The sequence below is a fragment of the Noviherbaspirillum sp. FW303-A3 genome, assembly GCF_058788695.1.
The window spans coordinates 4,799,302-4,824,246 of sequence record NZ_JBYTAZ010000001.1 but is presented as its reverse complement, the minus strand read 5'-3'; the positions used below and the strand labels follow the sequence as shown (position 1 = coordinate 4,824,246).

Sequence of the window (24,945 nt, the reverse complement as noted above, 5' to 3'; positions counted from 1 at the left end):
GACTCCGTCATCTTCGCTTTTGTTCTCGTAGCCTTTGTGCGGGCAAGGTTCAACCAATGACCTTGCGGACGACCTCGGTCAGGCGCTGCGGGTCGAACGGCTTCACGAGCCAGCCGTTGGCGCCGGCAGCGCGTCCCTTGTTCTTCATCTCATCGCTCGACTCGGTGGTGAGCATGAGGATCGGCACTTTCTGGTAGGTAGGCAATCCGCGCAGCGAGCGGATGAGCGTGAGCCCGTCCATGCGCGGCATGTTCTGGTCGGTCAGGACCAGATCGAAGATCTGCCCTTTCGCCTTGTCCAGGCCATCCTGCCCATCCACAGCCTCCGTGACCTGGTAGCCGGCCGCCCTCAGGCTGAACACCACCATCTGCCGTAGTGAGCCCGAGTCGTCCACCGCCAATATCGTCTTTGCCATTGAATTCACTCCTGCTATTTTCATGTCCGGGCTGGCAGCCCGTATGTCCGTATAACCTGTATCCGTCAAAACAGCTCGATGTCGCCGCTCTCCATGTGCGTCTGGCACACCGCCTTCCACAAGGCGCTCTCGAGCTTCACGCTCTGCTCTTCCAGCACCTTGTTGATGCTGTTGAGCGTCGCGATGATTTCTTCCGCATTGGTTTCAGAGATGGTCGAACTGCCCGACCCGATGCCGCCGAGAACGTCGCGCAGCCCGGTGACCCGGGCAACGGTACGTCCGATGAGCTGGCTGGTCATGTCCTGGAATTGGAGGCCGGTAACGGCGGCACTGACGTGTTTGCCGATCTCGCTGTGCTTGGCCTTGATCTGCTCGGCGATCTCGGGCGTCGGCTTGCCCCCTGAGAGCAGCAGGTCGATCGCCTCCTGCTGGGCAGTAATCGCCTCATGGATCGCCATGAAGCTCGCCCCCAGCTTCTCGATCGCTTCGCCAAGCAGAAAGCTGGTTTGGACCAAGTCGGTTTCGACTTCGGTCAGGTGCTGCGTTCCATGATCCGACAGGTTGGACAGCAGGTGCTTGACCTGCGAGCCCAACTTTTTTTCACTTGTCATCGTCCCGTCCCCATACCGCTTATTGTTAAAGCTGCATGCGACACATACTTATCGTGCGGCGGTGCCTGCCACTTCCTGCCTGGCTTGCGTTTCATTCGAGACCTCCACGGTCCCGCCGTCCCTCGACGCGGTTTCTTCCGTCTTCTTGTTCATTACAATAATGCTAATGCGCCGGTTGGTCGGATTGAATGGATCCTGCCTGTCGAACAGCACGGCTGACGACAAGCCTACCACGCGCAGCACCTTTGCTTCATCCATTCCACCTGCAATCAGTGCCCGGCGAGACGCATTCGCACGGTCTGCAGACAACTCCCAGTTGCTGTAGCCCTTTTCACCGCTGGCATACGGCGTCGCATCAGTATGGCCGGAGAGGCTGACCCGGTTAGGCACGTCGTTCAGCGCACGGCCGATCTCGAACATGATTTCCTTCGTATACGGCTGCAGCTCCGCCTTCGCCAGGGCAAACATTGGCCGGTTTTGCTCGTCCACGATCTGGATGCGCAGGCCTTCTGTTGTGATATCGATCAGGAGCTGCTTCTTGAACTGCTTGAGCGTTGGCCGGGATTCGATCACTTCCTCGATTTTGGCCTTGAGCCCCTTCAAACGTGCCAGTTCGGCCTTCTCGAGTTCCTTTTCCGCCTGCTGGAGATGTGCCGCCTGGAGGTTGTAGGTCTTCTTGATATCGGGGTCATCCCCTTTCTTGACCTGCCCGTCCTTGCGGGTCAAGTCCTTGCCGCCGCCCTGCACCACGCTCGAGCTGTCACCCGAGCCGGAACCTCCGGACATGGCGACCTTGAGCGGCGTGCTGAAATATTCGGCAATCCCTTTCAGATCCCCCTTGGCCGTGGAACCGAGCAGCCACATCAGCAGGAAGAATGCCATCATTGCCGTCACGAAGTCGGCGTACGCAATCTTCCAAGCGCCCCCGTGGTGTCCACCACCGCCCTTGTTGACGCGCTTTACGATTATTGGGCGCAGCCCTTCATCGGCCATGTCGATTTCCGCTGATATGCATTGGTTTCGAAATTACTTCGACTTGGATTGCTTGATGTGCTCTTCCAGTTCGGTGAATGACGGACGCTCCGTCGAGAACAGAACCTTTCGTCCAAATTCGACCGCAAGTGCCGGTGCGTAGCCATTGAGACTTGCCAGCAGCGTCACTTTCACGCATTGGAACATCTTTGTGGATTCGTGCAGCTTCTGCTCGAGCAAGGACGACAGCGGTCCGACAAAGCCGTACGCAAGCAAAATACCGAGGAATGTGCCCACCAACGCATTGGCAATCAGGATGCCCAGCTCGGCCGGAGGAAGCCCCACAGAGGCCATGGTATGCACAACACCCATCACAGCGGCAACAATACCGAACGCAGGCATCGCATCACCCAATTTCGCAATGCAGTGCACCGGAACCTCACCTTCAGCATGGTGGGTTTCGATCTCGTTGTCCATCAGGTTTTCGATCTGGAATGCATCCATGTTCCCGGAAACCATCAAGCGCAGATAGTCGGTCATGAACTCGACAATGTGATGGTCGGCAAGGATGCCGGGATACTTGCTGAAGATCGGACTTTCTTCGGGGCGTTCGATGTCTCCTTCGATTGACATCAGGCCTTCCTTCCGGACCTTGCTGAGAATCTCGAACAGCAAGGTCATCAGTTCCATGTAGAGGGCCTTCGTATACCGGGACCCCTTCACCACCGTGGGCAATGCCTTGAACGTCGCCTTGATTGCCTTGTTGTTATTACCGACGAAAAAAGCTCCAGTAGCTGCGCCACCAATCATGAGCAACTCGACCGGCTGAAAAAGAGCGGCGAGGTGCCCTCCGGCGAGCACGAAGCCACCGAACACCGAACCGATGACAATGAGATATCCGACAATGACTAGCAAGGGTTCAAGCTCCGGTCGTTATTGAGGCCTTTCTATAGGCCAACATTGTGCCAATTCGTCCTGCGGATCACAACCAATATGTATGCGCTGCGAAACTTTGCACCTGAAGACGGTCTTCATGTCGGTTACGACGGCGAAGGGCAAAACTTGAGCGGTCAAGACGATAACCTTAGTCGAAACGCCATCCGTATAGCGCCGGCCCGCCCTCGGAAGGATAGATGACGATACCCGGCTCGGCACCAGGAATGGCAAATTCATAACTCAGCAGCAGGCTGCCTTTGCGCATTTCCGCATGGGCTTTTCGCCATAATAAAGGCATGGCCGCAGGAGACAAGTAAGCGAAGACAACATCAAAATCGCCGAAATTGACCCTGTCATAATCCCCGCGAACAAACTTCCCCTTACTGCCGCTTGCCCTGCCACGCAAAAGACTGCAGGCCCAAGGCAACGGCGCAAGCTCAATACCAACGACGTCGCATTCAGGACGCACCCGCGCGAGATGCATGACCATCCCGCCGAAACCGCTCCCGACGTCAATGATGCGCAAGGGCTGCCCTTTGGGCAGCAGTTCTGCCACAGCACGCCAGACCGTTGCATTCGAGGGATAAAACGGAACCTGCGTACGAAACGTCGACCAGAACAGGACAAGGAAAAGAAGAAATGCAGCGAGGTAAACCTCGGGCGGCAACTGTACGGCGCTCGAGACCACAAGGGCAATCGGGAAGCAGAACTCGATCGGCACCCACCATGGCGCGAGACGAAATCCGCGCGCCAGTACGGCTGCGAGGCATCCCTGGATCAACGCCGCAATAGCAATCGAGAGCTGCATCCCGGCAAAGGACGGCAGCGCAAAAGCCAGCAGAAGAACTGCAGCGAATGCAATGATCTGCGCGAGCAGTGCAAGGACAGCAGGAATACGAAGGAAGGCAGGACGAAACCGAGCGCCCGCGCCGGAGCGCCTGCTAGACATCACACTTCCTGATTGGCAGAGCGCCCTGGATCAAGCCTGCGCCGACGACGAAGAGGCAGACGCTGCCGCAGCCTCTTCTTTCAGCTTCTTGGTCTTGCCGGCACGCGAAGGCATGTGGCACAGGCCGCAGACATAATCCTGATGGAGGTCGAGACGGTGCACGACAAAATCGCCACCGCACTTGCAACAGGCTGCCGTCTCCAGCATCTTGCTCTCGAAGAAGCGCACCAGGGTCCAGGCGCGCGTGAGCGACAAGACCGGCTCGCCGCTCGGATCAGGCTCCACCTGTTCAAGATACAGCTTGTAGGCTTTCATCACCGCCTCGATCCCGGAGACCTGGGCATGCTCCACGAGGTATTTGTGGATATTGATGAAGAGCGAAGAATGAATGTTCGGCTGCCAGGTAATGAACCAGTCGGTCGAGAATGGCAGCATACCCTTCGGCGGAGATACGCCTTTCAGCTCCTTGTACAGCTTGAGCAGGCGCTCGCGCGAGAGGCTCGTTTCCGATTCGAGAAGCTGAAGACGTGCACCCAGGTTGATGAGCTCGATCGCGAGCTGGATCTCCTGCGCTTCTGTCACTACGCTTTTTTTGGTCATGCCTGCCTCGCGTCTTCCGCAACAACTGGTAGTTTATTACTTAAGCGATATATCTGTCAGGAAATCTCTTCAAGCTGCTGCCCGGCCATCAAGATCGCGGCATGCGAATGCGCAAGCCCGCGGTCCTTGTTGTAATTCGTCAACATACCGAGGATCGCACCATCATCGAAGCGGAAGCGCGCCAGCATCATGTTAGTACCGGCCAGCTTCAGGATCTGGGCATTATTCAACCCTTCCAGCATGTCAGCGATTTCAGCACTAATACCGAGGCGAAAAATGGCGGATGCCTTGTCGGAACGGATCATTTGCTGCGCAAGCATCAGATAGCTCAGGTTCGCATCCCGAATTTCAGCCATCATGTCGTTCGTGTTCATTTTCACCTCTTCTGCAATGGTACCGGGCAGGATTTTGCCTCTCGGTAAGATGCATTCTCGACGTGAAGTTGCCTCAAGAAAATAGGAGTTGCGCCGTATTTCACTACAGGCACGCGCGAACGCCACCCGTAGGTGTTTGTCCTACAAACACCGGGCAGCGTTAAATCCGCACCAGGGAAAAGGCGCGGGAAATGGCTTGGAGTCTGGCTTTGCGACCGATTTAGCTCACCGGCCAGTCATCCCTTAACTATGGGAAATTTATTAATTAATTGCTTTTTCAATAAGCGTTCTTGATTGCAATAAGTGGCTTTCGCCAGATTTATTCAAGCACCCAATACGATTGATATGTTGGTTATCGGCAGTGTTTTTGCAAACTTTAGGGTTCCAGCAAAAAATTTTTTAATTCTTTTTGGAGACCCGTTCACCACCCTTCTTCACTTGCTTAACGGCAGCACAAGGCAGGAATTTAAGGCCGCAAAGAATCTTTCCCTTGTTCAACCAAGCATGTGAACACAAATTATCAATATGCTATTTTTCGTGCCGTAGAGGCAAATACAGTACTGAAAGGGAAATTTTCGAAGGAGACCGTCACGCCATTGCGATCTGGCAAGCGACGGCAGGCGCGTGCAGCAGGAGGACAGAATCACTGCCCCCCCCTACTTCACATCGATCGACACAAGGGAAGAAGAGAGAATAACTGGAGAAATACGACGGCAGCGGTTCACGCCAGCAGGGGCAAGACAGCCTGCGCACATTGAGCAGACCAAACACGCCAGAGCGCAGGACTGCGGCATCGGCGATCAGAAATGCAACAAGATGCACAACCTGCAGCTGAAAATAAAAAAGCCCCTATCGGGGCTTTTCTTGTTTCTGGCGACGGAGGGATTCCTATGATCGCCTGGAAGCCTCATAAAATAAGGGTTCCGGCATTTCGTATTCCAACCATGCCCCCAAACATGCCCCTAAAACCGAAGCTGACGATCCCAAGTCGAAATTATTGCCAGAATGAACATCACAATGCCAAACCTTTAGTACGGCCCCGAGAAATCTTGCATTGCTGGCATCATGACGGTAATCATTGTCCATGCTGCTACCTCCATGGATCAGCTGTCTGCCCGCATTTCAACTTGAATGCACATCGATCACATATCCGTTGCGAGCCAGCATATTGCGGCACCACCTCTTTCGCCAAGATCTTATCCCTTCTCTTTGCTACGGCGGTCACGTCGTCTATCGACATCAAGGTGACCCGGTGTGCCATCTTGCGCTTGCTGCCAGCCTGCTGAATGACAACATAACCGTAGTTGGCGACTTGCTGTCCCGTTTGCGCCTGCACCGCGAGCCGTTGCGCGGACAACTCAATGACATCAGAAGGATAGGGACGGTTCAAGCGCCGCGTCTTGAGTTCCGCCAGGATAATGACGCCATCCGCTTTTCGGTAGCCGCGATCCAGCTTCGCAACAACCGGCACTGGCGATGACGTTCTGAATATGCGCTCCATGTAAATCAATGCAGCGCCCTGCAAATCTTCCGGTAACCATGCTTTTTCCAAACCCATGAGCCGAAATCGGTACGCCCAACGGGCAACGAACAGCAGCGCGATGATGGCGAGCGCCAGTGACACCAATACGCTAAGCGGCATGGTCGCCCTCCCGATCAAATATTGCGCGACCAGCCACCCACGCTATCGGCCGCAATATCGCCCGGACCAAGGGTTGCAGCCACAGACAATGTTCCAACAATGTGCGTACAGAGGGTGCTGTCTTGTAGTACGTCAAGATCAACCAGCGCCCCATTGCTTTTCGGCGCAATGCCTGGTCGCGAAACCTTCTCAGCGATGCAGTCTCCGATCCCTCCCCGAACACGAGTGTCGCAATATAGCAACGCCCCTTGTTCTCCGACAGGCTGACGCCGTCTCGGAAAAACCGGTCGTGCTCTTTCAATCCGCGACGGATCGCCGCGCGTTGGGCGGCGGTATGCCGTTTGCCATAGCGATGTTCAAACACCACGAGCCGTTCGCACACTCCCATCTGCGCCAGTTCGGACGCACTCACGGTCTTGGGGTCTTTCTTCCGGGATTTTCTTTTCATGGAACATCCCTCCGACTTTGCATCTTGCAACCGGCCGCTATTCCACGATCGGCGCATCGAACACCTGGTTAGTAATCGCCGCGTCCCCCGCCTCGCCGGGCACCGCTTCCTCTCCGGCCTGCATCATCGGAGTGCCAAAGCCAATTGGCCACTGCTCTGCCAGCAAACCTTCCTGGGCCAGCGTCCGCAGCCGATTCACCCGTTTCGCTCCCTTCTTGAACCGGATCAAGTCATCGTACAGGCGCGGATTGTCGGCGCGCTCCAACTGGAACACCAGTCGGATCGGCTCAAACGAATCCGAAGTTGGATCGTTCATGTCGCCTCTCCCGAAACGCGGCCGCCCTCCTCGGCGCGCGGCGCCTTATCGAGCATGCTGGCGGCGTAGTTCATGCCGGCAATCTGAAAACCTTTGACGTTGGCATACATCGGATCCTTGACCTCATGGATCTTGTGCTTCGGAAAAGCCTCCTTGACCGCCTTCTTGAACAGGAATGCGCCGCCGCCGACCAGGATGATGTTCTGGAAACTGTAGGCTGCATCGATCCACTGCATCATCGACGACACCGCCTGCTGTGCGATGGTCCGGGCGATCGGCATCAGCGGCGTCATGTCATAGGGCTTTTGATAGATGATCGGGCTCTTCCCCGTACGCAGCGCGATGTCGATCGCATCGAAATCCCGGTACGGCGTGCCGATGTCCGCGCTGATCTCGTTGGCGATCGACTGCAGCACATCGAACATGCCGCGGTTGATCGAATGGCTTTTCTTTTGCACGAGGCGCATGCCTTTCGCGACCAGCCAGTCAAAGGTCCTGGCACCGGGATCGATGATCAGGCTTTGCTCGTGCTCGATCACCTTCATTTTCTGGTGCAGCGACGCGTAGTACACCAGCGCCCCCTGTGGCTGGGCGATGGCCAGCGCCTTGCGCACCGTCACCGTGCGCCCGCCGCCGACCTCATGCTTGCCGGTCATCGCCTTTTCCAACGCCGTTTTTTTCGCCGCCAACGCGGCCACCGGCAGACCGACCACCAGCAAATCGATGCCGCCGACCTTCATCATTCCGAGCGCACCGCGCAGCAACGCGGCATACTCGGGCGTCTCGATGTAGCGGTCATGCATCTGCGTCGCGCGAAACGTATCCGCCGCCAGGTTGACCTCGGGTCCGACTTCGTAGAACAAGCCATCGACCGGCACGGCCACCGTCTTGCGCCGTTCCGCCGCGGGAACCGTGGAGAGGTCCCGCGCGCTTGGATACGCGACGGAAGGGAAACACGCGCAACGGATGTCCTCCCCCGCCCGGCCCGTCACATACTTGGTGTTACCGAACCCCACATCTACCGCCCTGACGATCATTTCCATGTTTCCCTCCGTAGCGAAGTTCAGGTCGTACAATCGCGATCAGCGTCGACGATTCACTCCCGTCGCGCCATGCGAAACCGGCACAATTCACACCGCATTTCGGCATCAGCCCCATTTCGCAGCCGACTCCAGTGTCATTCCGGTGACAGTCGAGTCACACCGTCGGCTACGCACGCTCTGCGACGCGATTGCGCTGATCACCACAGTCACACTAGAAATTCACTCGTCAAGGGCAGTCTGGGCCGGGCAGTTCGAAGTCGGGACCAGAGGCAACTTATGCAGCCGTCAAGCCCGCACGCCACCGGGCTTTGCGTCCGAACCGGAAGATAAATGCGCATCAAGGGCAGCTTCCGGCGCCACACGAAAGCGCCGGAAAGCGCTTGACGCCCAGCGCCCGCGGGTGTCAACTGATCGTGCTCGACAGGCTCCTTGTCCTGTTCCCATCGCGGGAGCGAAAAGGCGTCGCAGTCGTTACCTGCCCCTGACGTTTCCGATCGCTGAATCGGTTTTAGCGCGGCCGTTGAGGTCGCGCCCGTGGTATCACCCTTGTAGTGCAATTCGCCTTGTGACGCGTCAGCGATGACGCCGGCTTTCCTCGAGAAGGCCGCAAGGCACAGCAGTTGAACTGGCTGGCACCCGATGCCGACCACGATGTCCCGTCTCCCGTGTTGAGCACGCGTCTCACGCAGCGCATGGCTGTGCTTGCCTTTTCAGGCTCCCCATGCGTTTTCGCTCGAACACCTGACACCGCCCCGGACTTTCGGTGAGGGGTGGACCCATGCAGGTGGGGCGACGACTACCAAGACCTGATCCCAAAGAGCGCGAGACTCGATCTCGGCGCTGATGACTTGCCTTGGCCCTGGAGGCCGGGCGGCATCGCCAACCCCGGATGGCGCAGAAATGCGCGGACGGGACGGATCAACTGAACCATTTTGAAGGCTGACCGAGCTGGCTCTCACGCCGGTGCAACCCTGGGTAAACGCAGCGACGCTCGTGGTCGCGCGCTGCGCATCGCATTGACCACGGGACGGAGGTAGCGATGGAATCCGCCACCCCGCTCATCCCCTTGCGATTCCACGCTTAATCACTCCGTTCGCGTGTCGAGCAGCGTGCGATCAATCACGAAGAACACGATGTCCAATACAACGCAACACACCCGCACCCGCAGTGCGGGGACCTCGCTCGTCCATCAACCGCGCCGCCGCCAGGACTGGAACGGCCTCTCCGCGCGGGAAATCCTGGCCCGCCACCCAGCCGGCAAGACGCCGCCGCTCAAAGTGCTAGAAGTGCTGATCGCGCTTTTCAACAAGCATCACACGGCCAAGCACAAGGAAGTGTCGTTCAAGACCCGCCAGGAGCGCGCCGACTTCTTCCGGCGTTTTTTCCGCGACCTGAAGAACAAGGCGGGATTCAAGACCCGACCCGACCCGCGCAACCTGGGCGAACGTCATATCAAGGCCAGCGTGGCGGTCTGGCAAAAGGAAGGGCTGGCGCCGGCGACGATCCAGACCTATCTCAGCTTCCTGCGCGGGCTGGCCAACTGGATTGGCAAACCCGGCCTGGTACGGCAACCCCACTATTACGGATTGCAACCCGACGAGTACCAACGCCATGAAGCGGCGCAGCGCGACAAGAGCTGGTCCGCGCAAGGCATCGACATCGATCATCTCATCGGGGATATCTGCCGCTTCGATCCGTATGTGGGCGCGGCCATGCGGCTGGTACGCACGCTGGGTCTGCGCCGCAAAGAGGCGATCATGTTCCGACCACACCTGTGCGTCGTTGCCTTCGAGGCGACCGGGCTGCCGCTCCACAAACGGCGCGCCGACCGCTATGCGCGCATCAAGGCCGGCAGCAAGGGCGGGCGCGAACGCTTTGTCGCACTGGACACCACGGAACGCCTCGCCGCGATCGAACATGCGCAAACCGTGGTGGTCGCCAGTGACGGCCACATGGGCGATCCGTCGCACAGCCTGGAACAGGCCCTGCGGCGGTTCAACTACGTGCTGGAGAAGTTCGGCGTCACGCAAAAGGCGCTGGGCGTGACGGCGCACGGGCTGCGCCACGAAGTCCTGATCGAAAGGTTCGAGGCGATGACCGGGCATGCGGCGCCGGTGCGGGGCGGCGGCAGGCTCCCGCAGGAGATCGACGCGCCGGCACGGCGGGAAGTGGCGGAGCTCGCGGGTCATTCCAGGAAACGAGCATCCAACGCGTACCTCGGCGGCGTCATCGCCTCTCGGCGAAAACAGGGCGATGCTCCCGTTACCGAAAATTGAGCGCTACACATTTCCGGTTAGAAGCCACGGAACGACAGGATGGATCGGGATCTGATGACAAAATGCGGCGTGATTACGTCGCATTCTTCATGGTGGCGCTGCGTACCGACGGATAGGCTGAAATCCTGTTCTCTCAGGAGCACCTCGCCATGCGCACACCCGATACCATCCGCCAGCAGATCGCCCTCTATGAGCGCCGCATTCGGGAACTCGAGTGCGACCTGCTGCATGCCACCTCACTTCTGCATGCAGACAGCCTGACCGGCCTGCTCAACCGGCGCGGTTTTCAGCAGGCGTGCACGCTCCTGTCGGCAGGCGCTACCGGACATGGCGTCGCCATTTCGTGCGCGATGATCGACCTCGACAATTTCAAGACCATCAACGACCGGGATGGTCACGCGGCTGGAGACCGTGCGCTCTGCCATTTCGCCGACGTACTGCGCATGAACCTGCGCCCGATCGATCAGGCCGCCAGGATCGGCGGCGACGAGTTCGCCCTCCTCCTTCCCGACGCCACGGCGGCCGATGCGATGGATATCCTCACCCGGCTCCTCGCCGCGCTGGCGGCGCGTCCCCTGGTCACGGACGCCGAACTGCACGTCCTGCATTTCTCGGCCGGCGTCGCCCAGTTGCGTCCCGCGGAATCCGTGCACGAGCAGCTCGGGCGCGCCGACGCCATCCTGCTGCATGCCAAGCGCAACGGGAAAAGCAAGGTCTTGCTCTCGCCCTGAAGCGACTGATTCCGGTCACGAGTCAAGTCGCGGCGACCGGACGCGCCCCACGTGGCGTTTCAACGTCCTTTCGAGGCGCTGCCGGTGCTCGGGAAAACGCGACAGGTTCGGATCGCACTCCGCCGCTCCCCACCACACGCTGGCATAGTCGGAAACCACATTGTTGTAGCCGCAGTCCGGACCATCGGCCTCGAAGCCTGCGCACAACATGCGCAGCGCCTCCCCCATGGGTGAGCGCCTTGACTTTGACTGCGCGCGAAGTCGTCCACAGCACCCATACATTTCCGCCATAGCAGCGGATCGCATCGAGCCGGGAAGCCTTGAAAAAATCATCGTAGGCGTCCCTGCCCATAGGCCGCTCCAGATTCTCGATGCCTGTGCTATCGCACCAGGTTGTCGAGGCCGACAGCCATACTTCAAGAATGCATCCGCCGGTTTCGTAAATGCCGTACTCATAGGCAATCGAAATCTCGTCCGTCAGGCAAACGCCGGTGCCGGTGTAACTGCGCGACCGCGAGCGCCGAAATCCATCGCGGAGAATCGATTTCGCGCTCGTTGCTCGCGTGCCGTGGTAGAGGGGGCCGATCAATGCGTCATTGGGAGGTATGTTCATACGATGAGTTTCCCGCTCATCGCCAGGACATCAACTCCCGATTGATCGCCGCGATACGGCCATCCGAAACACGTCCGCAATCACGGGTTTTCGCATGGCGCAATGCCGCGATCCGCGCCGCTCCCTTGTACGTGATAGTGCCGGGTGCCATACTCAAATCGCTACTTGTGGGTATCGACCTACACAGCCTTCACGCGGTCCTGTCGTCAGGTCTGCCGTGAAGTCCGACAATCCATGTCGGCGTCGCAGTCGTTACCTGCCCTGGAGACATCGGAACCTGTTCCGATCAAGCCACGCAAGTGGCTCGCAGTATCCGTTCAGCTTCATCAACTGAACAGCTGGCTGCCGGATGACCCGCCGGTCTTCCGGTGTCGTGTGCCGAGCGTTCGTCTTCGCCTTGTGCGCGGCCGAAGTTCGGCATGAAGTGTGGTGGTGGAAGTTGGCCCCGGTTCGCAAGAACTGCGGAGCTGTTGTTTTTCGCATGCCTCGCAGCGTGCGATCACCGAGCGCCTGTAGTCGGCAATGACCGTGGGCATCCCTAGCGGGGAACATCGTTCCCTGCGTGGGAGGGGTGTTCCCCTTCTTTATGGAAGGAGAACACCATGTTCGCAGCAAGCCTGAGTCATCAAGTACGTCCTGTCAGCGTGCTGCTGGGTGGGTCCGGCATGCGCCGCATCGCCGCGCAGAAAAGGCCGGACGTCGCCGCACTGCTGAAACCGCACACCGACCATGCTGTATCACGGTCGATGCCGGCGGATGCAGTTGTCCCGCCGTGGGAGGTTGATATCCATGACCTTGACCATGAACGGATGGCGGCCATCGTGATCGCGATGGCAATGGACGATCCCGAACTCGTCCTGGAGAAGATGTGAATGCTGAAGTGACTCTCAGTGTTCACATCGCCACAACCCTGGGGAAACTTCGCCGTTTCCCCAGCGGGGATGGCGTTCCCCTTTTTTATTCGGAGAACACCATGTCCCAAGAGAAAACCTATCGTTCCCGCGTTCGGCGCTCCGGCGTCCATCTCGAAGAGGAGAAAGCCTGGATCGGCTTCTACCGCCGTGTCGGCAATCCCGACATAGCCATGGAAGTCATGCACCAGCTCGAATCCGATCCCGAGATGAAGCGGCTGCACCTCGCCCTCTATTTGCGTTGCAAGGAATCGTTGCGGGCGCAGAAAGCGCGTCAGGCGCGCAACAAGCGCATCGGCCAGTTCGTTCGCTTGGTATCTACGGCACTGTTCGTTGCGCCAATTATCGCGATCCAGAAATTGCTGCGTCAAAGCGGCGCTATCGCCGTCGAGTGTCTGCCCGAGGTTCACAAGGAACCGGCGGTACGGCAAGTCAGGAACCTGGCCCGAGACACCGAGTTTGCGCAAGCGGAATCGGAGTTCGACAGTCAGACGGCGGCATCCGCATCACGGCAGCCGAACGCTGAAAGCGCGGCGAAACCATCCTCGTCTGTCTCTCAAGCAGGCAATGCCGGATGATGCGCTGCCCACTCGGACGGAGGTCGACCGGAGGTATTTCCCGTGTCTGACAGCGGTACCTGCGGCGCCGCCGCAGGTACCCGGGATGCTGCCTTTCGCATCCATAGACGCTGACGTCCCGCAAGTTTTAGCCACGCTTTAAAAGCGAATTACCTCGCCGTATTTCTTACTTCCTCTTTCATTATCTGTTCGCTGCCGCAAATATTATCAAAAATGAAAGTTTTTGATAATATTTGCGTTTTGCAAAAATAATAATGAGAAAACGACTATGGAACTCACTGACTACAACACACACCCCTTGATTGCAGAGTTCATGGCGCAAGTCGCCATCCCGGGCCAATTGGAGCCGGGCTACCTCGTGTCAGGGAGCACGCCAACATGAAAATCATCGGTTGGATACGTTATGGCGACAAAGCCGCTTGTGGCGGCACGGTAGTTGAGGCCTCCGCGGTCGAAATCAGCCACGGACGTGGATACACCTACCAAGGTGCGCACATGGCATGTCGCAAGAACTGCGTCATCGTTGAAGGCTTTCCACGTGCCACGCTTTCCAATGGCCGCTGCCAGGTCATCCATGGGCAAATCACAAGTGGCGGATGTCCGCTGGTATCGACTCTGAACGACATCGACGGAGTGGGCAACGAGAGCGGCCAAGAAATTCATCCAGCCTTTATTCCGGACGGCGAAGGTAATTGGACGGGCATATCACCGCCACCGCAAGAGCACGATCAGGCCTACGACGAATACTTCATTCTTATGGATGAACAAAGCACGGCGCCTGCTCGCAACCGTTTCTATCGCATCACGCTGAATAACGGAGAGGTAATCGAAGGGTATACCGACGAAGAAGGAAGGACGACATACGCGACAACCGACAAGCGAGTTGCCCTGAGCATTGAGGTTGGCCCACAGCATGAGATTCAAGTCGGAGATTAAGCATGGCAAACGGCGGAACAGCGGTAGGTCCGGCAACCAAAGTATTGAAGCCGGCCGGTAAATCACATACCAGCCCGACAGAACAAAAACAGGGCAAGGTCTGCTACATTGACGTGTTCAGACTGACCGACTTGCCGGACATCATGGACAGGAAGGGCTGGAAAGTATCCGCCACCCTGATGCGCAAGTGGTTCAACAATCCATCTCATTCGATGTCCGACCAAGAAAAGGTCGGGGACTTGGACGCTCGCCAATACCCCGCCAATCTCGTTGACAGCTCAACTGTCACGATGGCATGGGCGCTCTCTTTCCCTCGTGTCAAGAAAGACTACGATAGCCTCTTCGGTAGCAAAGGCTTGTTCAAATCTGCGCCGGCAAAGTACGAAAGCCCCGCAGCCAAGCGAATACTTGTCCGCCGTCTGGCTAGCGCAGGCAAATTTACACAATATCCTGAGCAGTTTGGCAATCTCCGCGATTCAGTACTCAATATCAATGAGCAATGGCAATTTCAATTCCACGTCGTGGATGACAACAGCGCCTACGCCGAAGCTTGGCTCAAAGACACGGTAAAAAGCGACCCGGATCTCGATGACATGTGGGGCGCCTTGGCACGATTCGCATTCAAGATTGCCGGCGAAGGAGTCGTCACGCCAAAGACGAAAGTGGTCGATACAGGCGTCCAATGTGAGGTTCAGGTCGAATACTATGAAGTCTCTGTTCAAAAGATCGGCGTGTACATACGAGACACCTACGATTTCAACGGTGACCAGTATCTCGGTCACTGGAGCAAGACTTCCGATCCCTACGTGCGCGTGTATCAGATCGCATATTCGGCCGGCAGCCGCAGTGCACGAGGCGATTGCCCGGACGATTTCGTTTACGTAGACAACGACAGATTTCGCGCCCACCGCACCGCGACCGGAAAGGGTGGCGACCTTCTTGTATTTAGCGACATTCTCATTACTACGCTCAAGCGGCCATTTACCTTCCGCGTAACCCCAGCAGAGGTCGCCCAATTTTCAGGTGGCGCAAAATGAGTACGACGCTTCTTCGCGCAACCAACTGGTTCGCGATTCTCTGTATTTCGTTAATGGCGATACTTGTGGCTGCACGAAAGTGCAACTCACTTTTTCGGCCGGACTATCCACCGCAAGCTATGTTGGCGAGTCCCAACGGAGTGTGCGCCCTTGTCGAATACAAATTTCGCGGCGGAGAGCGTGGATACTGGGCAGACCCGTTCCGGGCACTACTCATGTTGGAAGGCGATGCCTTCTATAACGTGATCGATCTCAGTTCCGGGAAAATTTTGAGAGATTCCACCAACGCAATTCCTGCTCTGCCTGCCATTTCGCAGGGCCTTGCAGGAATGGGGAGCGCGGTATTTTACTGGAGCAAAGATGGGACAACGGCGGCTTTTCCGGGCGGGGAAGGCCCATTCCATGAGTGGACAGGCATTCGTGAATGTGAAGGCACCCAAGCAGACTCGCAATTTGCAGGGTTGCGTTGTCACAGTGATTCGAATAATCCTGCTTGCTCCCAGCTCAGGACGAAACTAGATCGAAGGTGAGTCCAGGTCATGCCGACTTGCCTTCGCAGCAGCGCGCGCGTTCGCGATCCATCAGCCAATGCAGAAATCGGGTTTCTTTCGAAACACCCCAATAATGCCGCTTGCATTGCTGAATGTACGCGTCCAGGTCGTCGAGCGTTTTCACGTCAACGGGATCAAACCCGGTGATCTTGGTGAAACGCGCGATTTCGGTTCTGGTCAGTCGAATGTGGTTGCCGAGGCGGATCATCGTCGTCCATGTCAACATGCTGTTGCACCGACGATTTTCGCGCGGTTTTATCCGCTTGTCTTTATCTCTTCGCGCTGTTTATCAAGAATATTTTCGCCCGTTTCTCCAGTCACACCACAGTGTGACTGCGCTGACATTTTCAGTCGCCAATCACGCGGCTTGCGGCAATTCCGCAACAGCCTCCTTCTCCGTACCATCGACCACATAACCGAATCGACTCCACGCCACTGGGTCGATATCGATCGGGCCGCTGCGCTTGGAAGCAAGATTGACCAACACGCCATGCTGCGAGAGCCGCCCATTGGAAAACAGTTCATACAGCAGTTGGGCCGCATAGCGCACCGCCACATCGTTGATGAACAAGCCCTGCATGGCCAACGACATGCGCACCGAGCATGAAGGGGCATCGTCGTCCGGCACCGACTCGTCCAGCAGTTCAGGAAACAGTTCGGTCACACATGGCAGGCGTGGCGATTGGCCCCGCCCTTTGCACGACGGCACTTCGCCCAACACCACTTGCGCCGTGGCTTCGGTATTGCCAAGGTCAAGCCAATAGCGGTAATTGCTATAACCGTCGAACAACCACGCATGGATCGCCCGGCGTGCCACCCTGCTATCGACGCAACTGACGACCAGATCGGCGTGGGAACCGAGCAAGGTATGGCGCTGGCAATCCTCGTACCGGTAAGGCTGCGCAATCCAGTCCAACCCGTAAAACTGATTCAGGCGATGGATCGTCACGATTGCCTTGAAGCGTCCGACATCGGCCGGACTGTAGAGCTGGCGACCGACGTTCGCCTCGCTCACGCGGTCCCCGTCGAACGCCGTCACATGCAGCCCATAGGGATGCCCCAATGCCTTCATCGCGATATCGAGCCGCGCCAGACATGCCGCCATCTGCGCACCATTGCCGCCGACACCGATCAAATGAACCTGTAGCCGCTTGTTCAGCAGGCTTGAATCGATCACATGTTCCATATCCGCCCTCTTTCCCAACCCAGCCAGTTCAGTATCGACCTCCTTGGCCCCACTGCAAGACCGTCGCTCGCCAGCCCTGACTCTTCCCAGGGGTGGCGCAACGGCTGGTAGAAGCCGTTCACCGCCAATCGGAAGGCGGCGCTCGGCTTGCCGAGATGAAGATGCCCGAACACGCCGGCAACCTTGATACCCCGGTCGTCGCCGTTGTCAATGGGCGACCAAAAGGCGCGGGACCGGCCATGCGTATGCAGATCGATGGCGATGGACTCGTCTTCCTCCAGGTGTGGTATCCGGTACGCGATGCCGTCCGGCGACGCCTGCAATGCGTCGTACACCTGCAAGCGCAGTTTCCCGGTACGACGGGAGTAAATCAGCCCGCCCGCAATCTCGTCCGGCAATTTCATTCGTCCGGCCTCGACGAATGCTTCCAGCAGGCGCAGCGGGATGACGCCGAACGCGAAGACAATACGTGCCTCAACGGTCCCATACGGCAGCGGTGGAGCCGCAGGCAGTTCCGCGATGCGCAGCATGTAGTCCAGCCAGTCGAGTTTCACCTGCACGAACACGCCGTTGGCCGCAATCACGATCCGCTGTCCGTTTTGCATGTCGGGTAAAGCGCCGAAGCGAGGCGCCGCCAATACCGGACAGGCGCTCCGCAATGCGCTGTCTCGCGGGTCATTGGTCATGCTGCTCTCCCATTCCCAGCAATTGCCCGAGCGTCGTGTTGGCGTCCACCAGCACGCGCTCGGGAAAGGTCTTGAATTTGCCGTCCAACATATCGCGCCAGAAGGCATGCGCGCCACCGCCATCATGGCCCCGGTAGCGCACCAGCCTGCCCTTGGTATTCGGATGCGTGAAGAACGATCCGAAGAAGGCGGCATTCCAGGCCTCGATCTTTTCGGCGGTCGTACCATCCGGCACCTGCACGTTGCCCCGGCAGATGTCGCCGCCGTCCCATACGTTGAAATAGGGTGACTGGAATAGCTCCGTCTGCAACGTCGGGCGACGCTTGCCCTTGACCGCCCACACCTTCCAGACGCTGCTAGACGCCGCAAACACCAGTCCCGGATGCGGCACGGCCTCGCCGCGTTCCGGCGCACCCAATTCCGGCGCACGAAAGACAATGTGGCGCTTGGCGGGCGGCACCCACCACAGCAGCAGATCGCCATCCATGTACAGCACCGTTTCCGGCAAAAAGCCGCCGTGCGCGACGCCCTTGGCCAAGGCGCGCGCAAGTTGAATGGCCGCTCGCGGCGTCATCGCCTGCCCGGCAAGAATGACCGGTTCGCCATCCACCTGTTCGACCTGATGCACCGTCGCCAATGCACTGTCCGACGCGCCGCGGTAAATCAATATCGCCTGATCGAGCCGCAAAATCCCATCGGTCTGTGTACGAATCCGAAATTCCGCCTGATTCATGGTTCACCTCCAGCTTCAGTTTCCCGCCGATAGCCGGTCGATCAAGCGGTCGAGCAGACGGATCGCCTTGAACCGCACGCGCATCGCGCACTGCCATCCCTGCATGGCCTGCGGTGCGTCGAGATCGACTTCCAATTCCCCCATGCGGTCGCAAAACTCGGACTGGTGCGCCATTTGCAGCAAGTCGTCGTAGATGCGCACCGTCAGGTCATCCTCGCGCCACGACAGCACCGCACCAAAGCCGATATATTCGCCATCGACATCGGGGCGAAACTCGTGCTCGATGCGCAGTTTGGCCAGCGCCAGCACATCGGCGGCAATGTCCCGTCCCAAAGAATCGGATGCACCCTGCGCCAGCCGTGCCAGGGCAGCGCGCGGCAGGCGGCGCTTGCGCGCCGTGGCAATGGCCCATGCGGGGAATGCCTCGTCCAGCTTCTTCCGCGTCACCATGTCCTCGCGCATCGCTTCCCGTTCCTCTTCGTTGTCGCCGCATTCCATGTCGAGCGCGACTTCTTCATTCTCTTCACCGCACCAGTAGGCGTAGGACGCGACATCGCAGGCAAGATCGGGCGTGAACAACGGATAGACGAAACGGCTGTTCTCGCGCAACACATCGAGCACCGCCGCACCGAATCCGGCCTGCTGCCGCTCCAACGCCTCCAGGGCGTCGCCGACAACCCATTGCTGCTCACGGCACTCGCCCCAGCAGATGTCGACCTTGTGATAGCGCACCGACTCCTTCCGTGAAGCGGACGGATAACTACCCGATTCGTCCACTGCTGTCAGGCTGAAATACGGTCGAAAGCAGTGCAATGCGCCGAGTTCGCGCTTGACCCAGGCATCGAGCGCCCGTTCGCATACCTGCAACGCGTCGTCCCATGTCTGCGGAATGTCGCCCTCGCGCACCGCTCCCGCCTGAATCAGGAAGCGCGCCACGGATGCGTTCGCCGCCGCACGCGGGGACGGCACCACCGACAGCGGAATGTTCTTTGCCAGGCGCGGCAATGGCAGCGCATGATTCACGGCAGAGGCGGCAGCGCCTGCGACGGTGGTAATACTCGAACCGATGGCCGTTGACGATCGGTGGCCCCGCTCACCTGTTGACAGAAGATTTTCCATAGCGTCGAGCATCGCGTCACGTTTCGTTTGTCCAAAGCACGCACCAGCGCCATATCGGTGGCCGGCGTTTCGCCGTTCGCCACGGCATCGACATACGCTGAAAACGCGGCAAGCCGGCGCTTATCCTTTGGTGCCGACCGCCCGCTTGAACGTAATTTCCTGGACGCCATTGTGAATTTCTCCTATCTCGATTTCCGCGCTCACCAATTCCGGGTACTGCGCACTGTACAAGTCGCGAATTTCCCGCGCATCCAGCCCCGGCACGTCGGGTAGGTGAATGCCGTTGTAACGGTATGACCGTTGTACTTCACAGACTTCGATCGCCATAGGTCGCTCCTTTTCAATAATCGCCGGAATCCGTTCCGGCATCGATAGGTCCATTCTCCCAACGACAGAACGGCTTTCAACTGGAGCGACGACGTGGCAAACCTGCGCCGCGTGTGGATGCAGCTAAACAAGTCAACCAAGTTTCTTCAGGAAAAACGACAGTAGCGGCCATTTACCAACGGATTCCATGATCAAACCCACCAGCACCAGCAAAAAGATCAAGCAAATGATCAGCACGCAAAATCGAACGGGCCATGGATCATTCCGAAAGAATTCCAAGATATGTTTTATGGACTGCATCATGAACTCCGCTAAGGGTGACAATCGAAGTATCGTCAAACAATTGCTATTCGACGTCGCGATAAACCGTGCAAACTGCCGTAATTCCGAGCCTGCCGTTTGCAAGGCCTATCGCTATCGTGCCAGTAACGTCATGGGAACGGATATGTCAAACTTGACATATTCCGGCGCGATTGCACGGAATATGGTTGTGGAAACGCCGGAATGCGGGGGGGAATGAAGAATGCAGCGGCCTGACACGGTGAGCCGTCCAAGATCACCGCTGCTTGGTGATCTGCAATACAGCCGATGCACATGACGGCATGATGCATCGGCGTCGTGTGTAACTTGTCACGCGCTATCGGGTACGCCCATGGCCGCCCGAGGCAGCCACGGACGATTTGATCATTTTCAATTCACTCGTTAGCCAAACAAAGCCAGTGATTCGCCGGGCGCAGGATGCAAGGCTGCGTTGCCGCCGACCTGTTGCGCCGTGCCATCTGCGCATGGCTCCTCCCGTGCGGTAGGTACGGACGGCGATTCTGCGGCCTGCGATGGCTTGGCGACCATCGTCATCGCATCGGCCGCCTTCTTCGCGTGCAGGGACTTGGCCGCTTCCAAAACCTCGCTGGTCGCCTCGGCCTGTTCCATCAGGCTTGCGCGCTTTTCCCGATACCCGCGCAGCACTTCGACGAATCCTGCATCGAATTCCTCAGGTGCCGCCGTCAAGGTCAAGTCCTTGGTGAGCGCCGGTTCGCCCACATCCTTCTTCGGCTTCGGCAATACACTGATGGTCAGCCGCCCGCTCTTCTCGTCCGCACTCACTACCATCGTCAGCGTCGCGGTGGTCGCCAGCGCATACAGTTCTGTAAACATCGTCATCATTGATTCTCCTTTCGAGGGAAGCCCTATGAGCCATGTTACGGGCGTTCTATCGCCTATCCAGCCTCCTATCCGGCGATTACGCCGGAGCCGATTCTTCGCATTCTTGAGAGCGCGTCTCGTGTTCCGATCCGCTTCCATTCACGATGCCTTCTGCCTCTAGCGTCACCGCCACATGGCTTAGCGGCTTGCGCGTATAGCGCATTACCTGCGGGACTACGCCTTGATACTGGAAATTTTTAACTGCAAGCAGCGCATCGATGAAAGCGTCCTTTTTTCCGGCACGCGCCGTTTTGAAACGCTCGCCCATCGCCTTGCGCAAGCCAAGTTCAGTGGCCAGGCCCTCCAATTCGCTCATCGTGAACAGTTCGAGGAAGGTTTTGTTCAGTTCAAAGTGTCGTTCTTCTTCGACTTCCAGATAGTTCAGCAGCACGCCGAGATTGGTTTCGTCCACACCGAAGGCTGCCGACGCGGCGACCGCCTGCACCAGACAGGGAATCTGATCCATGCTGAAGCCGACAACCCGTTCGAGGTGGCCGTGGAATGCGATGGCATTCGACTGTGTCTCTCCGATCACCTTGCCGACCGCCTTTCCGTACTGCGCAGCACTCAAGTCTGCGCCGCGACCGGCCAGCGTCAGTGCAATCAATACCCGCTGGTTACGTTCCTGATGCGCCATCAATGCGTTCGCCGCCCAGCGCCGCCATTGCTCGACACGATACTGCAAGACCCGCTGCGGCGTCTGATTCGACGGCTTCGACTTGCCGGTCTTGGATCGGTTCGTGTTGGCTGATGTATCGCCGCTGTCGGACCCGGCCACGGCCTGCGCGTCCTTGCGCACCGCTTTTCTCCACTCTGCCACTTTCTTCGTATTGCATACGGCATCGAAACAAAGGGAGTCGGTCACATACCCGTACGAACCGGGCATCGCCGATACCGCGCAACCGAACGAACGGCACCCCTTGCAGGCGGAATACTGTTCCGCGCCGACGCCAAGTTCGCCCTCGGCCGAAACGTGCAACGCTTGAAACCCGTCACTCGGCTTCACAATCCGGATGACTTGATATTCATCCTTGAGCGCCGCCGCCTTGGCTTCGATCACCTGCATGGTCAGTTCGTCAAAATGCGTCGGATGCTGGCAATAGCCATCGCCGAGCGATTCCGCAAACAGTCCGGCCTGCCGCGCCGAATTGTGGACACACCCGGCGCATTGCGCCGTATCGAAGATCGCGTCGGCGAGCCGCCGCGCATAGTGCCCGAGCTGCTTCTTCAACACCGTCACCGTCACTTGATGCGCGATAACGTTGGCCAGCACTTTGTCTTGCATGGCGGGCGGCACGCCAGCCAGCAGTTCCGCGTGGCCGATCAGAATCTGCCGCTTGGTCAATGCGTCCAGCACGGCGGGTGTGCAGGCGAGCAGCGCGAGGCGCCGTTCCAGCAGCGTGACGTTCCAGCCGAACTGCCGCGCCGTCTCCTCCTTGTCGCCGTTGTTCCGGTAAAGCTGGCGCTGCGAAGCTTTGGCTTCCTCCGCGACCGAGATATCGGCGCGGTGGAAATTCTCGATGAGTGCGATCGCATCGGCGTCGGTGTCGCCCACGTCAAGGATTTTCACCGGCATGTCGTAGTCGTCGCCAAATACGTTTTTGGCTGCGCGCCAGCGGCGTTCACCGGCGACGATTTCATACAGGTCGGAGCCCTCGATGGGCCGGACCAGAATCGCTTGCAGTACGCCATAGGCGCGGATGCCCTCTTCCAATTCCGCCATTTCCAGCGGGTCGAAATATTCGCGGGGATTCTTGCCTTGCACGATCCGCGAGAGCGGTAACGTCTCTTGCATAACAGCCTCCATGTTCTGTGTGCCTTCGCCAGGCGTAAGAACATGGTCTCAACGGTGTTTGCGCTCTCAACCCCGCTGTTTTCATTCCATCGATGTGACCGCCACCGAAACAGGACCGCCGCAGCGGCACGTTGACATGGCAGGTTCCGTGGATGGTTGTAACCCGCTGCGGCGGATGCGACACTGAAACTGCATTCTCGATCCATTGATCGATCCCCTCCGCCAGGAGGTTCTGACCACGGTCAGACGTCGCAGTCGTTACCTGCCTATCTAGCTACGCACGCGCCACGCGTGCATCCCGTGCGGGAACTTCGTTCCCCTCGGGCGCGGCGTTCCCGCTTTCTTTTTTGGAGAACGCCATGAGCAAACTCTCAGTCATGTCGCGCGCCAAGCTCATCTGTGAACTGCTCGCGCCGCCTCGTCCGGCAGCTGTCGCAGCTGTCTCGGCGACATACCGCACATCCAACGATTCACCGTCGCTTGCTCCGTGCGATGCACTTATCCAGCACAAGCTAGCCGTCGCTCGCGAGATCCTCCTGCGCGACTTGATCGCGCAGATGCGGTCCGGTCCGGTCTTGAGTTCGCCCGATGTGGTTCGTGCCTGGCTCAAATTGCACTGCGCGGGACTGGAGCACGAAGTGTTTATCGTTCTGCACCTTGACGTACGCAACTGCCTGATCAGGGAGGAAGAAATTTTCAGGGGGACGCTCACCCACACCAGCGTCTATCCGCGTGAAGTGGTGAAGTCCGCACTAGCCCGGAATTCGGCCGCGCTACTGTTCGCGCACAACCATCCTTCGGGTAGCTCGGAGCCCAGCGCTGCCGACCGCGCATTGACCCAAGCGCTGAAACAGGCGCTGGCCTTGGTGGATGTCCGCGTGCTCGACCATTTCATCGTCGCAGGCGACAGCATCCTGTCCTTCGCACAACAGGGCCTGTTGTAGGCGAGTCATCCATTGTTAATCCCGAGGGGGACCGCTCTTGCGAGCGGCTCCCCTCCGTTTTTCCGAGAGGAGATGAAATGAAGGCGCCTCGTTGTCCTGCCTGTCCAGGATTCGGTCGATTACTCGGTAGTCTTGGCCGCCTGAACTGGTTCCGTTGCCGCGACTGCGGCATCGATTTCCATCACATGCGTCGTCCCAAAGTCCAGAGAACCCCATCGGCTGTATTGCCGAGACTGGCAGCACGTTCCGCGAAACGGTAAGCACCGCGCAGTAAATTGCCGTCCCAGCCAACAAAAAAACCCGCGTCAGGCATTGCCTTTCGCGGGTTTATCCCATGCAATGACGATGCTTGCGTAGCTGGGGATTCCTGACAACGCAATGCAAGCGCTATTTCTCACACGGCCTATTGCTTGAGTCGCACCTTGATTACCGGTCGCTGGTCGATGCGCCCGATTTTCCAAGAGTAGGTGCCGAACATGCCGAAAAAGCTCGGCGTAGAGGTCGCGTTATGGGAAATAATTTCCGCGTTCTTGGGCAGCTTCACATCCAGCGTGCCGTCGATGGTAATGCCCAGCTGCTGCAGGTCCTTCTTTCCTTTCTCCGTGAGTTCGCTCGACGCGATGGTCATGACGCCATCCTTGTCGGTTTTGACATTCAGGATGCTCAACATGGTCATCGCCTCGCCGGCCTTCTTCTTGCCTTCAATGACAAGGTTGTAGCGTGCATCGCCCTTGTACGTCGCTTCCCGGACATCCGGATTCTTGCGCAGCTTTTCGGCTTCCTCTTTCAGGCCGGTTTCGTCTTTCGTAGACAGGCTCCCGCCCTGTTTCAATTGAAGGGCGGCGAGCGCATGAACTGCGGTCCCGGCATACGAGTACGAATAACTGGCATCGGGCCGAACGTCGACCTTGGCGGAAAAGCGCTCTGGAACGAGGCAGCCGGAAAGCAGTGTTGCCGTGAGGGTCAAGACAGCGAGAGAGTATTTTTTCATTTGTTGGAGGAGGAATAAACAG

Annotated in this window: 31 protein-coding genes; 10 read left to right on the top strand and 21 right to left on the bottom strand. The window is 58.2% G+C overall.

Going from position 1 to position 24,945, the window contains the following annotated elements:
* Nucleotides 1-49: 49 nt before the first annotated feature.
* The 7 genes from AC3WOY_RS23205 to flhD form a co-directional block, all read right to left on the bottom strand.
* Entirely contained in the window at nt 50-415 is a 366-nt protein-coding gene (locus AC3WOY_RS23205; RefSeq protein ID WP_492428102.1) for a response regulator, read from the bottom strand.
* Between the two features lie 65 nt (nt 416-480).
* Complete coding sequence (locus AC3WOY_RS23200) at nt 481-1,026, bottom strand: chemotaxis protein (protein WP_492428100.1); 546 nt, start codon at nt 1,024-1,026, stop codon at nt 481-483.
* Nucleotides 1,027-1,074: 48 nt separating this feature from the next.
* Nucleotides 1,075-2,019: a flagellar motor protein MotB gene (gene motB / locus AC3WOY_RS23195; protein ID WP_492428098.1), complete on the bottom strand. Its 945-nt coding sequence runs from the start codon at nt 2,017-2,019 to the stop codon at nt 1,075-1,077.
* Between the two features lie 33 nt (nt 2,020-2,052).
* The gene (gene motA, locus AC3WOY_RS23190) at nt 2,053-2,913 is read right to left on the bottom strand and encodes a flagellar motor stator protein MotA (RefSeq protein ID WP_492428096.1); all 861 of its coding nucleotides are present in this window, start codon (nt 2,911-2,913) and stop codon (nt 2,053-2,055) included.
* A 169-nt stretch (nt 2,914-3,082) separates the two neighbouring features.
* Complete coding sequence (locus AC3WOY_RS23185; RefSeq protein WP_492428094.1) at nt 3,083-3,742, bottom strand: class I SAM-dependent methyltransferase; 660 nt, start codon at nt 3,740-3,742, stop codon at nt 3,083-3,085.
* 171 nt (nt 3,743-3,913) lie between these two features.
* The gene (gene flhC / locus AC3WOY_RS23180) at nt 3,914-4,483 is read right to left on the bottom strand and encodes a flagellar transcriptional regulator FlhC (RefSeq protein ID WP_492428092.1); all 570 of its coding nucleotides are present in this window, start codon (nt 4,481-4,483) and stop codon (nt 3,914-3,916) included.
* Nucleotides 4,484-4,539: 56 nt separating this feature from the next.
* Entirely contained in the window at nt 4,540-4,857 is a 318-nt protein-coding gene (flhD, locus tag AC3WOY_RS23175; RefSeq protein ID WP_492428090.1) for a flagellar transcriptional regulator FlhD, read from the bottom strand.
* A 303-nt stretch (nt 4,858-5,160) separates the two neighbouring features.
* On the opposite strand from flhD, the gene AC3WOY_RS23170 reads away from it, so the two are divergent.
* On the top strand, nt 5,161-5,367 hold the full coding sequence (locus AC3WOY_RS23170; protein WP_492428088.1) for a hypothetical protein: 207 nt from the start codon (nt 5,161-5,163) through the stop codon (nt 5,365-5,367).
* Nucleotides 5,368-5,947: 580 nt separating this feature from the next.
* Here the strand turns inward: AC3WOY_RS23170 and AC3WOY_RS23165 are convergent.
* The 4 genes from AC3WOY_RS23165 to AC3WOY_RS23150 are packed head-to-tail and all read right to left on the bottom strand — an operon-like array spanning nt 5,948 to nt 8,306.
* On the bottom strand, nt 5,948-6,499 hold the full coding sequence (locus AC3WOY_RS23165; protein WP_492428086.1) for a PD-(D/E)XK nuclease family protein: 552 nt from the start codon (nt 6,497-6,499) through the stop codon (nt 5,948-5,950).
* Nucleotides 6,489-6,947: a CFI-box-CTERM domain-containing protein gene (locus tag AC3WOY_RS23160; RefSeq protein WP_492428084.1), complete on the bottom strand. Its 459-nt coding sequence runs from the start codon at nt 6,945-6,947 to the stop codon at nt 6,489-6,491. The genes AC3WOY_RS23165 and AC3WOY_RS23160 overlap by 11 nt, the downstream gene beginning before the upstream one ends.
* Nucleotides 6,948-6,984: 37 nt before the next feature.
* Complete coding sequence (locus tag AC3WOY_RS23155; RefSeq protein WP_492428082.1) at nt 6,985-7,263, bottom strand: hypothetical protein; 279 nt, start codon at nt 7,261-7,263, stop codon at nt 6,985-6,987.
* On the bottom strand, nt 7,260-8,306 hold the full coding sequence (locus AC3WOY_RS23150) for a PRTRC system protein D (protein ID WP_492428080.1): 1,047 nt from the start codon (nt 8,304-8,306) through the stop codon (nt 7,260-7,262). Before AC3WOY_RS23150 ends, AC3WOY_RS23155 begins: the two co-directional genes overlap by 4 nt.
* Nucleotides 8,307-9,439: 1,133 nt before the next feature.
* Here AC3WOY_RS23150 and AC3WOY_RS23145 point away from each other — a divergent pair.
* On the top strand, nt 9,440-10,582 hold the full coding sequence (locus AC3WOY_RS23145) for an integrase domain-containing protein (RefSeq protein ID WP_492428078.1): 1,143 nt from the start codon (nt 9,440-9,442) through the stop codon (nt 10,580-10,582).
* A 149-nt stretch (nt 10,583-10,731) separates the two neighbouring features.
* Nucleotides 10,732-11,313 carry a GGDEF domain-containing protein gene (locus tag AC3WOY_RS23140; protein ID WP_492428076.1) on the top strand — a complete coding sequence of 194 codons (582 nt, stop codon included), beginning with the start codon at nt 10,732-10,734 and terminating at the stop codon, nt 11,311-11,313.
* A gap of 15 nt (nt 11,314-11,328) precedes the next feature.
* Here AC3WOY_RS23140 and AC3WOY_RS23135 read toward each other — a convergent pair whose 3' ends face one another.
* On the bottom strand, nt 11,329-11,523 hold the full coding sequence (locus AC3WOY_RS23135) for a hypothetical protein (RefSeq protein WP_492428074.1): 195 nt from the start codon (nt 11,521-11,523) through the stop codon (nt 11,329-11,331).
* A gap of 1,005 nt (nt 11,524-12,528) precedes the next feature.
* On the opposite strand from AC3WOY_RS23135, the gene AC3WOY_RS23130 reads away from it, so the two are divergent.
* The 5 genes from AC3WOY_RS23130 to AC3WOY_RS23110 all read left to right on the top strand — a co-directional run bounded on the left by AC3WOY_RS23130 (nt 12,529) and on the right by AC3WOY_RS23110 (nt 15,918).
* Entirely contained in the window at nt 12,529-12,798 is a 270-nt protein-coding gene (locus AC3WOY_RS23130; RefSeq protein WP_492428072.1) for a hypothetical protein, read from the top strand.
* Nucleotides 12,795-13,415, top strand: coding sequence for a hypothetical protein (locus tag AC3WOY_RS23125; protein WP_492428070.1), 621 nt, complete (start codon nt 12,795-12,797; stop codon nt 13,413-13,415). Before AC3WOY_RS23130 ends, AC3WOY_RS23125 begins: the two co-directional genes overlap by 4 nt.
* A gap of 378 nt (nt 13,416-13,793) precedes the next feature.
* Nucleotides 13,794-14,351 (top strand): PAAR domain-containing protein, encoded by a 558-nt coding sequence (locus tag AC3WOY_RS23120; RefSeq protein ID WP_492428068.1) that lies wholly within the window; start codon nt 13,794-13,796, stop codon nt 14,349-14,351.
* Nucleotides 14,352-14,353: 2 nt separating this feature from the next.
* Nucleotides 14,354-15,388, top strand: coding sequence for a DUF6402 family protein (locus AC3WOY_RS23115; RefSeq protein WP_492428066.1), 1,035 nt, complete (start codon nt 14,354-14,356; stop codon nt 15,386-15,388).
* Nucleotides 15,385-15,918 (top strand): hypothetical protein, encoded by a 534-nt coding sequence (locus tag AC3WOY_RS23110; RefSeq protein ID WP_492428064.1) that lies wholly within the window; start codon nt 15,385-15,387, stop codon nt 15,916-15,918. The genes AC3WOY_RS23115 and AC3WOY_RS23110 overlap by 4 nt, the downstream gene beginning before the upstream one ends.
* A 7-nt stretch (nt 15,919-15,925) precedes the next feature.
* Here the strand turns inward: AC3WOY_RS23110 and AC3WOY_RS23105 are convergent, their stop codons facing one another.
* From AC3WOY_RS23105 to AC3WOY_RS23080, 6 genes are all read right to left on the bottom strand, one after another.
* Nucleotides 15,926-16,147 (bottom strand): hypothetical protein, encoded by a 222-nt coding sequence (locus tag AC3WOY_RS23105; protein ID WP_492428062.1) that lies wholly within the window; start codon nt 16,145-16,147, stop codon nt 15,926-15,928.
* A 150-nt stretch (nt 16,148-16,297) separates the two neighbouring features.
* Nucleotides 16,298-17,125 carry a PRTRC system ThiF family protein gene (locus AC3WOY_RS23100; RefSeq protein ID WP_492428060.1) on the bottom strand — a complete coding sequence of 276 codons (828 nt, stop codon included), beginning with the start codon at nt 17,123-17,125 and terminating at the stop codon, nt 16,298-16,300.
* Nucleotides 17,113-17,811 carry a PRTRC system protein A gene (locus AC3WOY_RS23095; RefSeq protein ID WP_492428058.1) on the bottom strand — a complete coding sequence of 233 codons (699 nt, stop codon included), beginning with the start codon at nt 17,809-17,811 and terminating at the stop codon, nt 17,113-17,115. Before AC3WOY_RS23095 ends, AC3WOY_RS23100 begins: the two co-directional genes overlap by 13 nt.
* Nucleotides 17,801-18,544, bottom strand: coding sequence for a PRTRC system protein B (locus tag AC3WOY_RS23090; protein WP_492428056.1), 744 nt, complete (start codon nt 18,542-18,544; stop codon nt 17,801-17,803). The genes AC3WOY_RS23095 and AC3WOY_RS23090 overlap by 11 nt, the downstream gene beginning before the upstream one ends.
* A gap of 15 nt (nt 18,545-18,559) precedes the next feature.
* Nucleotides 18,560-19,567 (bottom strand): PRTRC system protein F, encoded by a 1,008-nt coding sequence (locus tag AC3WOY_RS23085; RefSeq protein WP_492428054.1) that lies wholly within the window; start codon nt 19,565-19,567, stop codon nt 18,560-18,562.
* A gap of 216 nt (nt 19,568-19,783) precedes the next feature.
* Nucleotides 19,784-19,990, bottom strand: coding sequence for a PRTRC system protein C (locus AC3WOY_RS23080; protein ID WP_492428052.1), 207 nt, complete (start codon nt 19,988-19,990; stop codon nt 19,784-19,786).
* Nucleotides 19,991-20,177: 187 nt separating this feature from the next.
* Here AC3WOY_RS23080 and AC3WOY_RS23075 point away from each other — a divergent pair, with 187 nt between their 5' ends.
* Nucleotides 20,178-20,510, top strand: a complete 333-nt coding sequence (locus AC3WOY_RS23075) for a hypothetical protein (protein ID WP_492428050.1) — start codon at nt 20,178-20,180, stop codon at nt 20,508-20,510.
* Nucleotides 20,511-20,692: 182 nt separating this feature from the next.
* Here the strand turns inward: AC3WOY_RS23075 and AC3WOY_RS23070 are convergent, their stop codons facing one another.
* Together AC3WOY_RS23070 and AC3WOY_RS23065 are read right to left on the bottom strand one after the other, a co-directional pair.
* On the bottom strand, nt 20,693-21,154 hold the full coding sequence (locus AC3WOY_RS23070; RefSeq protein ID WP_492428048.1) for a PRTRC system protein E: 462 nt from the start codon (nt 21,152-21,154) through the stop codon (nt 20,693-20,695).
* A gap of 76 nt (nt 21,155-21,230) precedes the next feature.
* Nucleotides 21,231-22,988, bottom strand: coding sequence for a PRTRC system ParB family protein (locus AC3WOY_RS23065; protein WP_492428046.1), 1,758 nt, complete (start codon nt 22,986-22,988; stop codon nt 21,231-21,233).
* Nucleotides 22,989-23,347: 359 nt separating this feature from the next.
* Here AC3WOY_RS23065 and radC point away from each other — a divergent pair, with 359 nt between their 5' ends.
* Nucleotides 23,348-23,932, top strand: a complete 585-nt coding sequence (gene radC, locus AC3WOY_RS23060) for a RadC family protein (protein ID WP_492428044.1) — start codon at nt 23,348-23,350, stop codon at nt 23,930-23,932.
* Nucleotides 23,933-24,335: 403 nt separating this feature from the next.
* Here radC and AC3WOY_RS23055 read toward each other — a convergent pair whose 3' ends face one another.
* The gene (locus AC3WOY_RS23055; RefSeq protein WP_492428042.1) at nt 24,336-24,923 is read right to left on the bottom strand and encodes a hypothetical protein; all 588 of its coding nucleotides are present in this window, start codon (nt 24,921-24,923) and stop codon (nt 24,336-24,338) included.
* Nucleotides 24,924-24,945: the final 22 nt, after the last annotated feature.